At 48.7% G+C, this 14,418-nt stretch carries 12 protein-coding genes; 7 read left to right on the plus strand and 5 right to left on the minus strand.

All coding sequences use genetic code 11. From position 1 onward, the window contains the following. The 3 genes from ACTIE6_RS02560 to ACTIE6_RS02570 form a co-directional block, all read left to right on the plus strand. On the plus strand, positions 1–729 hold a 729-nt coding region (locus ACTIE6_RS02560), incomplete at its 5' end, for a fibronectin type III domain-containing protein (protein ID WP_439555135.1). Then, a complete protein-coding gene (locus ACTIE6_RS02565; RefSeq protein ID WP_439555136.1) occupies positions 726–2,747 on the plus strand; it encodes a fibronectin type III domain-containing protein in 2,022 nt (673 codons plus the stop codon). The genes ACTIE6_RS02560 and ACTIE6_RS02565, both read left to right, overlap by 4 nt. Positions 2,748–2,757: 10 nt before the next feature. Then, positions 2,758–3,198, plus strand: a complete 441-nt coding sequence (locus ACTIE6_RS02570) for a hypothetical protein (protein ID WP_439555137.1) — start codon at positions 2,758–2,760, stop codon at positions 3,196–3,198. A gap of 527 nt (positions 3,199–3,725) precedes the next feature. Here ACTIE6_RS02570 and ACTIE6_RS02575 read toward each other — a convergent pair. From ACTIE6_RS02575 to ACTIE6_RS02595, 5 genes are all read right to left on the minus strand, one after another. Beyond that, positions 3,726–4,274: a hypothetical protein gene (locus tag ACTIE6_RS02575; RefSeq protein ID WP_439555138.1), complete on the minus strand. Its 549-nt coding sequence runs from the start codon at positions 4,272–4,274 to the stop codon at positions 3,726–3,728. Next, on the minus strand, positions 4,271–4,582 hold the full coding sequence (locus tag ACTIE6_RS02580; protein WP_439555139.1) for a hypothetical protein: 312 nt from the start codon (positions 4,580–4,582) through the stop codon (positions 4,271–4,273). The genes ACTIE6_RS02575 and ACTIE6_RS02580 overlap by 4 nt, the downstream gene beginning before the upstream one ends. Before the next feature lie 185 nt (positions 4,583–4,767). Further along, complete coding sequence (locus tag ACTIE6_RS02585; protein WP_439555140.1) at positions 4,768–6,864, minus strand: ATP-binding protein; 2,097 nt, start codon at positions 6,862–6,864, stop codon at positions 4,768–4,770. Positions 6,865–6,867: 3 nt separating this feature from the next. Beyond that, the gene (locus ACTIE6_RS02590) at positions 6,868–7,587 is read right to left on the minus strand and encodes a LytR/AlgR family response regulator transcription factor (RefSeq protein WP_439555141.1); all 720 of its coding nucleotides are present in this window, start codon (positions 7,585–7,587) and stop codon (positions 6,868–6,870) included. 101 nt (positions 7,588–7,688) lie between these two features. Continuing rightward, positions 7,689–8,807 carry a transglutaminase domain-containing protein gene (locus ACTIE6_RS02595; protein ID WP_439555142.1) on the minus strand — a complete coding sequence of 373 codons (1,119 nt, stop codon included), beginning with the start codon at positions 8,805–8,807 and terminating at the stop codon, positions 7,689–7,691. A gap of 166 nt (positions 8,808–8,973) precedes the next feature. Here ACTIE6_RS02595 and ACTIE6_RS02600 point away from each other — a divergent pair, with 166 nt between their 5' ends. The 4 genes from ACTIE6_RS02600 to ACTIE6_RS02615 all read left to right on the plus strand — a co-directional run. Continuing rightward, entirely contained in the window at positions 8,974–9,615 is a 642-nt protein-coding gene (locus ACTIE6_RS02600) for a (2Fe-2S)-binding protein (protein WP_439555143.1), read from the plus strand. Then, positions 9,612–10,610, plus strand: a complete 999-nt coding sequence (locus ACTIE6_RS02605; protein WP_439555144.1) for an FAD binding domain-containing protein — start codon at positions 9,612–9,614, stop codon at positions 10,608–10,610. Before ACTIE6_RS02600 ends, ACTIE6_RS02605 begins: the two co-directional genes overlap by 4 nt. A 13-nt stretch (positions 10,611–10,623) precedes the next feature. Then, positions 10,624–12,849, plus strand: a complete 2,226-nt coding sequence (locus ACTIE6_RS02610; protein ID WP_439555145.1) for a xanthine dehydrogenase family protein molybdopterin-binding subunit — start codon at positions 10,624–10,626, stop codon at positions 12,847–12,849. 102 nt (positions 12,850–12,951) lie between these two features. Further along, the coding region (locus ACTIE6_RS02615) for a sensor histidine kinase (RefSeq protein ID WP_439555146.1) at positions 12,952–14,418 on the plus strand (1,467 nt) is incomplete at its 3' end.

Here is a 14,418-nt window from a genome sequence, read left to right on the forward strand (position 1 = left end):
GTCCATGTTTTTTCCGGTAAAACAATCGGATATCTCGCCTTACCCGCATTCATCGATACCACTACGCTGAATGCGCTCACGCCGAAAAAGTACTTCCGCGTAATCGCCTACGATAAAAGCTACAATCCCAGCGAACCTTCCGAAATCCTCGAATTGAAGCGACCCGACGTGATCAGGCCCGTGGCGCCTGTGCTGCGCAACTATGTGGTCAGCGACACTGCGGTGCTGATTTCGTGGGTGCCCAGCAGCAGCGTGGATGTTTCAGAACAAATCGTGCTGCGCCGTGGAAAAGCCACCGAGCGGTGGACAGAGTTGGCACGGCTCGACAAGAATGCGGTTTCCTATGCAGATCAATCCATTAAGGGCCGGTCGGATTATGGTTATGCGCTGGTGGCGGTTGATGACAGCGGGCTGCGATCGGATATTTCTTTCCCCCTCAACATCAAAACGCCGAAAGTGACGCCCGCCACCGTGGACGGACTGAAAGCTTTTTTGAATCCCGACAAAAGTGTGTCGCTCTACTGGACCTACGGCGTGCCGAACTGCCGGTTTGTTATCTACAAGGCAGGTTCAGCCGACAGTCTTACAAGTTATGATTCGGTGTACGATACCCGTGAGTACCGCGACAAACGTCCGCAGAAAGGCCGTGCGCAATACATGGTGCGTGTGATTTACCAGGATGGAATGGAGTCGGGATTGTCAAAACCTGTTGAAGTTGAAATCAAATGAAAAAGCTGAGTTACTTTCTGTACATCGCAGGGGCACTGTCTGGTTTGCTGCTGGATTTCACTGTGTCCAAAGCGCAGGTTGTGCTGCAGGCGCCTACCGAGCTGAAAGCTGAGGGAGCGGCTTACAACCGGGTTAATCTTTCTTGGAAGGACAATTCAGGAGATCAGGAATCCGGTTTCGAGATTTACCGGGATCCGGGTTTGGGTACCAATTTCACATTGCTCGCGACCGTGGACAGGAATGTGACCAGCTATGAAGACAGGTCAGTTTCGCCGCTTTCGACCTATAATTATCGGGTGCGCGCCATTAGCCGCGGCCAGCAGTCGCGCTACTCTAACGACGCATCTGCAAGTACGCCCGAAGCGCCGCCTCAATATCCCAGCGATTTGGTTGCGCGCGTAAATGGGTTGAATGTGAACCTTACCTGGAATGGGAATAACGGCGGCGGCACCCGCTTTTTACTCGAAAGAGCGGACATGACCGAAGGAACTGCATTCAGGCAGATTGCCGTGGTTGAATATAGCCGTTCACTTTCCTACGAAGACCGCAACCTCGCGCCTGGTGCTACCTACTGTTACCGGGTCATGGCGGTAAATAACAGCGGTCCGTCGGATTATTCGAATACAGCCTGTGCGGACATTGCATCGCTGGTTCCGACTGCTCCGGCCAGGTTGAATGCAGTAGCTGTATCCGAAAGCAGCATTGAACTGACCTGGGCCGATATCTCAGATAATGAAACCGGATTTGAGTTGCAGCGGTCTAACGACGGATCTGCATTCAGCAAGGTCGCGGACATAGGCGGTGGCAAGTCATCGTATCAGGATAACGGACTGGCGAAACGCACAAAATATTGGTACCGGATCCGTGCATTTAATGCGAATGGCACTTCCGGTTTTTCAAACATTGCAGAGGCTACAACCCTGGACGTTCCGCCAGCTAAGCCCATTGAGCTCACCGCAATGACCATTTCCAGTAGCCAGATCAACCTCCAATGGAAGGATCAATCCGATAATGAGACCGGTTTTGAATTGGAACGCTCAGGCAACGGCAGCGATTTTCAGAAAATTGCTGACCTGAATGAAAATGCGACAACTTTTGAAAACAAGGACCTGCAACCTGCCACCAAGTACTGGTACCGCATCCGATCCAGGAACAGTTCAGGCATTTCAGGATTTTCCAATGTGGCCAGCGCAACAACCCCGGATGTAGTGCCTTCTGCCCCTGCGAGGTTAAATGCGACAGCGGTCAGCTACCAACAAATTGATCTTACCTGGGCGGATCTTTCCGGTAATGAAAAAAGCTTTCAGCTTGAATGGTCGAACAATGGGAACAGCTTCAACAAACTCGCCGACCTGGGTGAGAATGTGAAAAGCTACCAGCACAAAGGTTTAAAATCCGAAACCAGGTACTATTACCGCATTCGTGCAGTGAATGCAATCGGCGCTTCGGGGTACAGCAATGTTGCCGAGGCTGTAACCGGCAAAGCACCTATCCCCGACAAACCGGAGAACCTGACCGCGGTACCGCTGGACTTTGATCTGGTGCAGCTGCGCTGGTCGCCGCTGTCTGCGAATGCCACCGAAGTGATCATTGAACGTTCTAAAAAGTCCGGGAGCGAGTTCAAGCAGATAGGCCGGCAGGCGGCCTCTAAAATCCAGTTTGCAGACAGGGAAATTCTCGAAGTAAAGGATTATTACTACCGCATCAAGGCGATCAATGCGGCTGGTAGCTCGGCTTACAGCAATGTGGCCAAAATATTCGCGGCATCTATCATCACTGCAGTGGAACCGGCCAGCGAGGAGCTGATCTATGTTTTTGACAAAACGCTTTTCATTCGTTCCGGTAAATCGGCGCAGCCTATGGTTACTATTTATGATTTACAGGGAAAACCGAGGGCCAGGTTTCGCGCTAATTCCAATTTCCAGACAGATCTGAGCAGTTTTTCCGCGGGTGTTTATATCGTATTAGTCGAGTTAAATGAAAAAAAGACGGTCAGGCAAAAAATTGTGATGCATTAACATGAAGACTATGAAAAAATATGCTGCGTTAATCGCCTGGGCTCTTTTTGTATCGTGCTGGTCTTGTCAACCCAAGAAAGTGGAGCCAGCTAATGTGGGTAAAGTATGGAAAGCCCGCACGGTAAAGGAGAATGGAAGGCTGGTTTACACCGAGGGAACGACAGGTAATGTGCGGCCAAGCTACGCACTTTTCAGACTCGACCTGACTGCCGCGGATCAGGTGGTTTTCACGGATCTGGATGGGAGAAAGCTGACTGGTACCTGGACACTTTCAACAGATAACAGCCGCCTCATTCTGGAAAATCTAACACCTCCACCCAGCCTCACAAGCGGCAATATTGAATTCTATCTTTCAGCACCGCCAACAGATAATCAGCTGCTTTTAAAACGAACCAATGAAAGCCGCAAGACGGGGAATACTGAGAATGAATGTGAATTGGTACCGGAGTGAAGCTAATTAGATAATCTTCTTTGTTTTAATCAGTCGCTTGTAATCAGGTTTTACTGATTGCAACTTTTCAATATTACTCTCAAAACGCATTTTACGATACCGCCGCAATTCGTCTTCTATCTTTTTTTCGGTCAGGCTCCCGGCAGCATGATTTGTTAATTCACACCAAGAATCGGTGAATCAGGGGCTAGCCGGGCTAATTGACTTCCGATAAAGTGACGCTAATAATTCATGATCCGCTTCTGGCCAAATCTGTTTTGTTCCATTTGAAGAACAGATATATAGATTGGGCGATTTACAAAACGACACGACGTAGGGTTTACCCTTATCTTTAACAATGCCGTAAATATCATAGTGGCATTCATCCCCGGTAACACTTATTGTCTGTTTCCAAGTAACTTCTATATTCTGTTCTTTGTAGTAATCTACCAGATGATCGCAATTAATAATCCAATATGCAGGCGGATCTCCGACTGTGGAAGGATAGAAAGCTGCTATGTGATCGCAGATGCCGGTGGGAGTAGTATTTAATGCGCATTCGTATTCAAAAACTGATATTCCGTCTCCGTATGGTTTGAAGCAATCACTTTGAAATCTTCGCTTTCCCGGATCGTATTTCTTAATGTGAAGGGTTCTGACGAAATGCATTCTATACAGTTTTCAATGGATATTGTTTGAATTTCCTGGATTAATTCGTGGTATGAAACAGGTCGATCTGAATAAATAATATGATAATCAAAGCCGATCCCTTGCTCCTTTGTTAAAGAGATACCTAAGTTTTTTTCGATAGTCACGTCAAGAAATTTGTCCTTTGTAGATAAAACCAAAGTTATACCTCCTTCTGATGTAGGGTGGATGGTACACATCAGACTGTATGGTAGGGTTAGCTTGTATACCTCAATAGCTTTTCTGATGACTTCGCTTGATATCACGTCCCCACTACCAAAATCCCACCCTTGTGGTAAATCTATCAAGGCTTTGATCTGAGCGACAATTTCGTCCGGGTGAAAAGATGACTCGCTACCCTCTACAAAAAACTTCAATGAATTAGAAGAACTAATAACCTCGTTAATCATGATTTTGCCGCGCTTTTAGAGTTAATCTCATCGATCGTCATCACTTGTTGACCCATTAGTGATTCAATTTGGTCTACTATCCCCTGTAGATTTTTTGCCAAAGTTTTAGCACTTGTAAAAGACAAATTTACAACTGTTGAGGGCTGTCCATTAAGTTGTAATACCAGCATTACGTCGGAATTAGAGCGAGCACATATAAATCCGTTTGCATAGATCTTTGGAATCTCTTCGGAACTTACCGCTTTTTGAATTTGTGATGCTGGGTTTTCAGTAAGGTCAAATTCGAACGGATTACTGTTATGGGCCATTATCGGTTAGTTTTTGATGTAGTACTTCAACAATGCGAAATGTAGATTTGTTACAAAATGATAATTTCAAAAACCACAAACCGTTTATTTTGATGTGTTTAAAGATGACTTTCTATCAGGCGGAACGTTGTTCACAAACTTACACAACGCCTTTCAAATTTGTTCAATTTTAAACCATCCGTTTTTCAAACGGTAATCACCGCTCTTGTCAGCTCTTTTTTGGGGTTTTCGAAATGGATTTGTAAGCCGATTGTAGAGGATAGCTCGTCGATCAGGCGAAGACCCAAGCCGTTTAAACCTTGTCCATTTTCAGTTTGCGAGATGATCACCTGGTAAGCTTCCTGGCTGAATGGAGTGCCGGAGTTTTCAACTGACAGCGACTTAGTTAACAAGTTATCAGTCCATTCAATCCGGATGGTACTGTTTTCATCAGAAGCTTTAATAGCATTTTGCAACAGGTTACGCAATATCGCCTGTAAGTAATAAGGGTCCGTATCAAGCATCGTTTTTTCAGGTACGAGGTTTTGAACGGAGAGTTGCTTCGCTTCAATATTCAGCTGCAAAAGCCGGATACATTGCTGCGTAAGCTGTGCCAGATCGACCGGTTGAATGTCCGCTTTGAACTGGTTCATCTGCGTTTTTGACCATAATAAAAGATCCTCCATGGTTTCGAGCAGCGACCCGGTAGCGGTCTGGATCTTCTCGCTCAGTTCCGCTCTTTGTGTCTCGTTCAGCAATTTCGGATTGAGCTGCTGCAACTTTAAAAATTGATAAACCTGACTGATCGGTGACCGAAGATCGTGGCTGATGATGCTGAAAAGCTTGGCTTTTGTCCTGTTGGCTTCTTCCAGGTCTTCAATGAGCTTATTAAGTTGCTGATTTTTTGCATCGAGCAACTCGGCGTTCTTTTTCTTGTTCCTGTAAATAATGCCCAATAAAGCCAGTGATAGCGCCATTAATGCAATCCCAGCGGTCAACCACATGCGCTGTTTTCTGGCATCATCGATCTGTATGTTTTTGATCTCGATCTGCTGCTGCTTCTCCTGGTTCTGATACTGCGCTTCGGCGTCTGCAATGCTTTTTTTAGCCGATTCGATGTAAAGAGAATCGCGGATCGGGGCGTATTTGTCATAGGAATTATAAGCCTTTTGCCACTGACCGGTTGCGGCATAACAACGAGCCAGTGCCTGCAACAATCCTGCATATACGTCAAGACCGGATTCCTTACAAAGCGGTTCCGAAGCTTCCAGCAAAGGTAGTGCTTTGGAATACTCTTTTCTGGCCAGATATGCGGTGCCCGTGATGTAATCTACCTGCGATTTGAGGAACTCAGAAGCCCATTTGGGCGCCAGTTCGTTCGCTTCGCGTACATAGCGCATAGCGCTGTCGGGTTTGTTGTTGCCGAGGTAGTAATCTGCGAAAGCGAGGTCGGCTGCGATGACATTGCTCCTCCTGGTGGCGACGGTGTTGCCGGCCAGCATGGAAGTAAGGCTGTCGAAGTAGATCTGTGCGTTGGCCGGCTGTTTGAGCAGCAGGTACGCATCGGTCATATCTTTGTAAAAATGATTTCGGTAATGGTGGGTGACTGTCATGTAATTACGGGCCTCTTTGGAATACATAATCCCCTTCTCTCCCTGCGCCATGCCAATGTACAATTCCGCCAGGTTCATCAGGTCCACCACTACTGCTTCCCGGTCTTTGATCCGGCCGTTGGCGATCAGTTTTTTCTTAATTACAATCGATTCCAGCAAGTATTTGATCTGCGTTTCGTACGCGCCTTTCATGCTGTAGTAGTTTCCGATGGTTGCCGCCAGACTGGCTTTCACAAGTTCGTCGCTCGTGGAGTCCATGATGGTCAGCATTTCTTTGAAGATCGCGTCGCTTTGTTTTTTCTTCCCTGCGGTATTGGTGTAGTTGAAGAGCAGCCTTTCCAAGGAGAGATTGATCCTGCGCGCGTGATTAGCCTTCCTGGCATATTCCAGCGATTTTTCGTGAAAGTAAAAGCCGGAATCAGAGTTCGACGGTTCCCACGCAATGCCCAGATTGAAGTTAAAGAGTGACAGGTAGTACCAGTTTTTAGCAGGTACCAGTTTCAATGCATAACCGGCAATGACTTTTTCGCGCTCAAACCCTTCCGTCCGGTTCAGCGAGTCGCAGATATCCGCCAGCGCTTCAAGCTTCTGCGTAGTTGTTTTGTACCTGCTGAGATCGGGGAGATCCTGTGCCCTGACCGCGAGCGTGGAGAATACCAGAAAAATAACGGCGTGTAGCAGTATTTTCATAGGTTATAGTTTAAGTCTGGCGACAGTCGAACGGTACGTTTTGCCCACCGGAATAATCGCGTCGCTGCACACCAGCTCGGAGTAGCGCAGCTCCTTAATCTGCCCCACAGAAACTGCGTAGCTCCGGTGCACCCGCATAAAACGGTCGGCAGGAAGCTGTTCCATGAAGTAGGAGAGGGACGAAAGTGTCATGTAATTCTTCTTGGGCGTCACGATTTTGGTGTAATCCTGCATGGCTTCGAGGTAAATAATATCTTGTTGCGCCAGCCGGATCTGGTTATAACCCTCCTTGATCGTGAGCATATCTTTTTCAAACATCACCTCGTAAGCTTGGGATTTCTGCTTCATTTCCCAGTATTCTAGCACTTTGCGCGCACTTGCTGCAAAGCGTTCTTCGGTAAGTGGTTTCAGGATATAGTCGAGCGCTGAGAGTTCGAAGCCTTCCAGGGCAAACTCAGGATGAGAGGTGATGAAAACGGCCATTGTGACCTCGGAGCGGATTTTTCGAAGCATATCAATCCCCGAGAATCCCGGCATTTCAATGTCCAGGAAGATCAGGTCGGGTTTAATGTACTGCTGCGCTTCATAGCCTTCCAGTACATTCGAAAAAGTCCCGCAATTGTCTAAAAATGTGTGGGTACGTGCAAACTCGGTAAGAAAAAGAAGGTCGAGCGGATTGTCATCAATGGCAATAAACTTGATTCGGGGGAGCGAAGGTACCATCAAGATGTTTACATTTTTAACCTAATATATGCAAAAGGATTATCTGCCGGTACCAAAACTTATTTACCTGCATTTTAAAGCTCTGCAGTTTAATGCAGGTTCTACCTCAGTTTATAAAAATGTTGCATGCGCATCGGCTTCCACGTCGCCAGGTATTTTTTGATGAAAATGGCTTCCTTGTCGGCAGCTTCGGTGATCTCCGAAACCTGCTTTTTCAATTGCAACTGGTATTGTGCATTCCGGAAGTCAGCTGGCGAAACAGCTGACAAAGTCTGGTTTGCCGAATCGAGATATACCTTCATTTTTCCTGAAAATGATTCGAGCATCTCGTCTGTCCAGCGCGGACTTTTAAACTGGTTGTTTTTTGAAAAAATGTATTCATTGTAGGCGCTCGTAGCATTGCTGAGCAGCTTGTGCGTATTGTTCAGCGCACGGTAATCGCCTGCATCACTGAGGTAGCGATCGCCTGCTGCCAGGTACTTTTCTACAACTGAGTTAGGAATGCCCATGGACCTTGTTCGTGCAAGACTTGACCTGATCCGGCTAAATTCGTCCATTTTGACCGATGCACTGATAGAATCCTGGTAACTGAAATAGGTAACTGCAGTGTTGTCAAATAGACCATTCCGGATCTGCGCGTGCGTGAGCGGCGGGTTGAGCAACTGCCAGATCGGATCAAATGGAATATGCGTTTCTATGAACCTGATCGGCGGAATTTTATACCATTCGGGGTTGAAGCTTTTTACAAAAACAGACCTTTGAATGTAACCCGCTGCCCAGGTCGGGTCGTAAAAATACCAGTTGCCGCCCGTTTTGACTGCATTCCACGCATGCCCAAACTTGTCACCTCCTGCGCCCTGCAGGGTATACCCCTCCACGACGTAGCTTTCGTAACCGGCCCTTCTCAGCAATGCATTGAACAAGGTGGCATAGTGCTCGCAAACTCCTTTTCTGCGATTGATCGCTTCACGAACAATGTTCTGACTGGTACTTCCATAAGCAGTGCTGCCGCTTACCAGGAGCAGGCGCGTGGGGTCATATTCCAGCGTGCTGGCCACCCATTTGAATATCGAGAAAATCGAATCTTTCTTGTACTCGATCTTACGCAGGATTGAATCCAGCTCGGCTTGCTGCGCGTGGCCACGAGAGGAAACCAGAAAGAAGGCGATGACCAAGAACAATTTTCCCGAAAACACCCGCTTGTGAGCAGAACTTTTCATTTGATAACAGCAGGTTGAAGGAGATTGTAACCTAACTGCAATTTAATGATTATTCGCAGCTGAAAAGCTTCATCTGGCAGGCTTACAGAAAGATTCGCCAGCCCGTTGGAGTAACCCGGGAAGTGGCAGGCCTTTCCTTTTTCGAAAGCAATGAACCCGGAATCTGATGAATAATGAAAGGAAAGTACGCGGCGAGGAGTCAGAGAATGAAGCTGAATTCAGCGAAGAACGCCGCTTTTTTTTGAAACAATCCGTAGCTGTGGCCGGACTCTCGTTACTGCCCGTGCCTTTTGTGTCAGCGGCCAGCGGATCAGAAAACTCCATTGAAAATCCCCAACCCGTCAGAGTTAGCCTAAACATAAACGGTACCAAACACCGGCTTAGCATTGATCCGAGGACTACTTTGCTCGACCTGCTGCGCGAGCAGCTTGCATTGACAGGTACCAAAAAAGGCTGCGATTTCGGGCAATGCGGCGCGTGTACCGTACATGTGAACGGAAAAAGGACACTCTCCTGCCTGTCTTTCGCCATTATGCAGCAGGGGAAAAAGGTACATACGATAGAAAGTCTGGCAAAAAATGGCGCACTGCATCCTTTGCAGCAGGCTTTTATCAAACATGATGGTTTTCAATGCGGCTACTGCACGCCGGGACAAATCATGTCGGGTGTGAGCTGCATCCGTGAAAAAAAGGCGGGCAGTGCCGGAGAAATTCAGGAATATATGAGCGGTAACCTGTGTCGTTGCGGGGCTTATCCCAATATTGTGAATGCAATTATGGAGGTTAATAACAGCGGTAGTCAGGTATGAAAGCATTCCAGTACCTGCGCCCCTCGAGAGTTCATGACGCGATCCGCGCAGTCACCTCCGATCCCGGCTCGCGCTTTATCGCTGGCGGTACCAACCTGATCGACCTGATGAAAAGGGGTATTGTGTCTCCGGACAAACTGGTGGATATCAATCATCTCCCCCTTAAAAAAATAAGTTACCAACCAGGCAGGCTGAAAATTGGCGCACTCGCGCTGAACAGCGAAGTGGCGGAACATCAGTTGGTACTGCAAAAACAGCCACTTCTGGCGCAGGCACTCGATGCCGGCGCTTCGGGACAGCTACGGAATATGGCGACCGTAGCAGGCAATGCACTGCAACAAACCCGCTGCCCTTACTTCTACGATACTGCATTTCCCTGCAACAAACGCAAGCCTGGCAGTGGTTGCGCGGCGGTGGAGGGTATCAACAAAATGCATGCGATTTTTGGGGTTGAAAAATCCAATGCAGCCCAGTCGTGCATTGCGGTACACCCGAGCGATATGAGCGTTGCCCTTGCCGCATTAGACGCAGAGGTAATCATTGAAGGTAAAAGCGGTGAACGCAAGATTGCATTTACCGACCTGCACCGGCTGCCCGGCAACCAGCCCGAGCGGGATACCATTTTGGAAAGGAATGAGCTGATCACGGGCATCGAAATTCCTGATAATGATTTTGGAATGCATTCCCATTACCTCAAAGTACGCGACCGCGCTTCTTTCGCTTTTGCGATTGTGTCAGTTGCCGCTGCGCTGGATTTGAAAGAAGGCAGGGTCAATGCAGTGCGGCTGGCAATGGGCGGGGTAGCGCACAAGCCGTGGCGACTTTTTGAAGCCGAACAGCATCTGCTCGGCAAGCCGGTTTCAGAGGCATTGTTCAGACAGGCCGCTGAGTTGGGGATGCGCGGCGCGGTGAGTTTTGGGCAAAATGATTACAAACTGAGAATGGCCCCCAATGCGGTTGTGCTGGCATTGCTTCATGCTGCCGCAATCGAATAAAAACAGAAAAATCATGACTGATAAAGAGTCGCTGGATAGGGTGGGCGGACCGGAGAAAGTGGCAGGTACAGCTACCTATTCCGCTGAATACCATTTAAAAAACCTCGCACATGCAATCCTGGTGACGAGTATCATCGCCAAAGGCGAGATTACCGGCATTGAAACCCGCCAGGCAGAAAAAGCCCCAGGTGTACTCGTTGTGCTCACGCACTTGAATTCACCCGAAATTCCGGGCAATCCAAAAGCAGTTCAGCCGGCGGGGCGTGCCGCAGTAGGTACTGCATTCCGCCTTTTTCATGATCATTATATTTACTTTAACGGTCAGCCGGTCGCATTGGTTGTTGCCGAAACACCTGAAAAGGCCAGGTACGCGGCTTCTTTGATCGAGGTAACTTACCAGGCCGAGCAACACGCCACCGACTTTGAGGCCAATATCAGTCATGCGGCTTTGCCCGTGAATATACAGCGCAGCCAAAATTCACCCTTCAAGGATTACGAGCGAGGTAATCCCGGCGCGATTGTCCAGGCAGAAGTGAAAATTGAAGCTACTTACACCATTCCCACACAACACCACCAGCCACTCGAACCCCACGCCACGATTGCAGTCTGGGAAGGCGATGACAAGCTGACGGTTTATGACAAAAACCAGGGCGTTAAATCCACCCAGGGAAATCTTGCGCAGGCATTTAAACTGAAAAGAGAAAATGTAAAAGTGGTTTCAAAATACATCGGTGGGGCTTTCGGCTCCGGTATCCGCGTGTGGCCGCATACAGTAGCTGCCGCCCTGGCGGCGAAGCATTTGAAACGTCCCGTAAAGCTGGTACTTGGCCGCGAGCAGATGTTCACTTCCGTGGGTTACCGGCCTTATACCATTCAAAAGTTAGCAATAGGTGCCGACCGGAATGGAAAGCTGGTGGCCATGGTGCACGAAGGTACCGGGCAGACTTCGCAGTATGAAGAGCACCTGGAACGTACCATCCTGGCGACCCGCGCGCTGTATGCCTGTCCCAATGTTGCCACGAAATACCGTCTGCTGAACCTGGATGTAAATACACCTACCTGGATGCGCGGCCCTGGAGACGCGACGGGCATGTTTGCATTGGAGTCGGCACTCGACGAGTTGAGTTATGCAGTGGGAATTGACCCGCTCGAACTCAGGCTACGGAACTACGCTGAAATGGATCATGAACGCAACCTGCCGTGGTCGGCGAAGTCGCTCAGGAAATGCTATGAAACAGCTGCTGAGGCATTTGGCTGGAAAAACAGGGCCGCTGCGCCGGGTTCTATGAAGCACAAAGGTATGCTGACAGGCTACGGAATGGCGTCGAGCCTGTACGGATTTCACAGGCACCCAGCCCAGGCTAAGGCAATTTTGAACCGCGATGGTACGCTGGTGGTACAAAGCGCCACCATGGATATTGGTCCCGGGACAGGTACCGCCATGACGCGCATTGCCGCCGGGCGGCTGGGTATCAGCAGCAGTAAGATAAGATTTGATCTGGGTAGTTCAGACCTGCCCGATGCACCGGGGCAAAATGGTTCTTCCACAATCCCGAGTGTGGGCTCGGCGGTATATGCGGCTTGTGAGTCGCTGAAAAACAAGTTGCTCACGCTTGCCGCCGCAATGCCGGGCTCTCCTTTTCAGCACGTTATTACGGAGCAGGTTTTATTTAAAAACGGGCAAATGCTATTGGAGAAGGAAACATCGACCGCCATTTCACTCAGTGAAATTCTCGAACATCACAATTTACAGCAGGTTGATGCGCAGGAAGATTCGCGTTCGGGTGCGGAGCGGGACAAGTATTCGATGTATTCTTTCGGCTGCCATTTTGTTGAAGTACAGGTAAATCCGCTCACAGGCGAAGTGCGCGTCACGCGAGCAGTTACCTGTGCGGATGTGGGTAAAATTATCAACCATAAAACTGCGCGCAGTCAGGCGATCGGCGGACTGGTAGGCGGCATTGGAATGGCGCTCATGGAAGCTTCCGTGATGGACCACCGTTTCGGCAGGTACGTGACAAGCGATTTTGCTACCTACCACATTCCCGTTCACGCCGATATTCCACAAATGGATGTATTTTTTATAGACGAGGCGGATCAGCATGTAAATGCAATCGGTGCCAAAGGACTTGGAGAAATTGCAATCGTTGGTGTAGCGGCGGCTGTGGCCAATGCAGTCTTCCACGCCACGGGCAAGCGTATCCGGGAACTGCCCATCACGCCCGACAAACTGGTCTGATCAGGTTTAGTAGCCTATTCAAGTGTAAAGCACGTAACACACAAGCCTGGCATGGATTTTCTTAACAAATCTTAACCAGTTACAAACACACGACTCGTCAAAATGAGCCAAACTGTTAATAAAACGCTTGAATTTCTTGTTGGAGGTGGTGAAATGGGGGAGAGAATACGGCAATTTGCCTGGGATAAGTCACCGCTCGGGCTTCCGGAAGCGTGGCCTCAAAGCCTGAAAACCTGTGTCCGCATTATGCTGAGCTCCAAGCAGCCGATCTGGATTGGATGGGGCGAGCACCTGATCAAGTTTTATAATGACGCTTATATCGATATTGTCCGAGGAAAGCACCCGGGCGCATTGGGTCAGCCAGCTTCGGTTGTATGGAAAGATATCTGGCGGGATATTGCGCCGCTGCTCGAAAGGTCCATGTACAAGGACGAAGGTACTTATGTGGAGTCACAGCTCCTGATCATGGAGCGAAGCGGTTTCCCCGAAGAAACTTACTACACATTTTCATATACGCCGGTACTGGGCGAAGATGGGCGGCCGGCTGGTATCATTTGCTATAATACTGCTGATACCGACAGGATTATCAATGAACGTTCCCTGCGTACCATGCAGCAGCTGGATACATTGGCACAAAAGAAATCCGAAGACGAAGTATATGCGCAGGCTGCCCGCGCGCTGGTAAGTAATGCGCTGGATTTTCCTTTTACAGTCATCTATAAAATTTCGGATGAGGGAAAAAGGGCCGAGATTGCCGCTTTGTCCGGTATTGATCTGGAAGATTTCAATGTAGCCCAGCCCATCGAACTGAATAGCGGCAATGCAGATTACGAAGCGATCGCAGAGGCTGTGAAAGCACAGCGGATTGTGGAATCCAATGTGAATACCCGTTGGAAAATGCTCCCCAAGGGTGCTTGGGATATCTGTCCGCGCCAGTTTGTGGATGTTCCCATTAAACTAGCCAACAAAAAATTTCCCATCGCCATTCTGACTGTTGGGTTAAATCCCTACCGGAAATTTGACGACGCCTACCGTAACTTCATCCAGCTCATCGCCGACCAGATTTCGCTGGGTATCAGCAATGCCCTGGCTTATGAGGAAGAAAGAAAGCGCGCCAGGATGCTGGAAGAGATCGACAAGGCCAAGACGTTGTTTTTTACCAATATCAGTCACGAATTCCGCACGCCGCTGATGCTGATGCTCAGTCCGCTGGAAGAGCTGTTGAACAAACCGCATATCGGGCTGGACGAAAGTGAAAAGCATCACCTGGAAGTAACCCACCGGAATGCAGTAAGGCTGCTTAAACTGGTTAATACCCTGCTCGATTTCAGCCGCATTGAAAGCGGGCGGAATATGGCAAATTTCGTATTGACCGACATTGCTGCCTATACCAGAAACCTCGCCGCCAACTTTCGGTCCGTGATTGAAAAGGCTGATCTGCAATTGATTGTCAAAACGGAACCAGTTTCAGGACAGGTGTTTGTGGATAAGCAAATGTGGGAAAAGATCGTTTTTAATCTGTTATCAAATGCATTCAAATTTACCTTTGAAGGAACAATCACGGTAACT

The sequence above is a fragment of the Dyadobacter sp. genome (assembly GCF_051859145.1).
Classification (GTDB): Bacteria; Bacteroidota; Bacteroidia; order Cytophagales; family Spirosomataceae; genus Dyadobacter.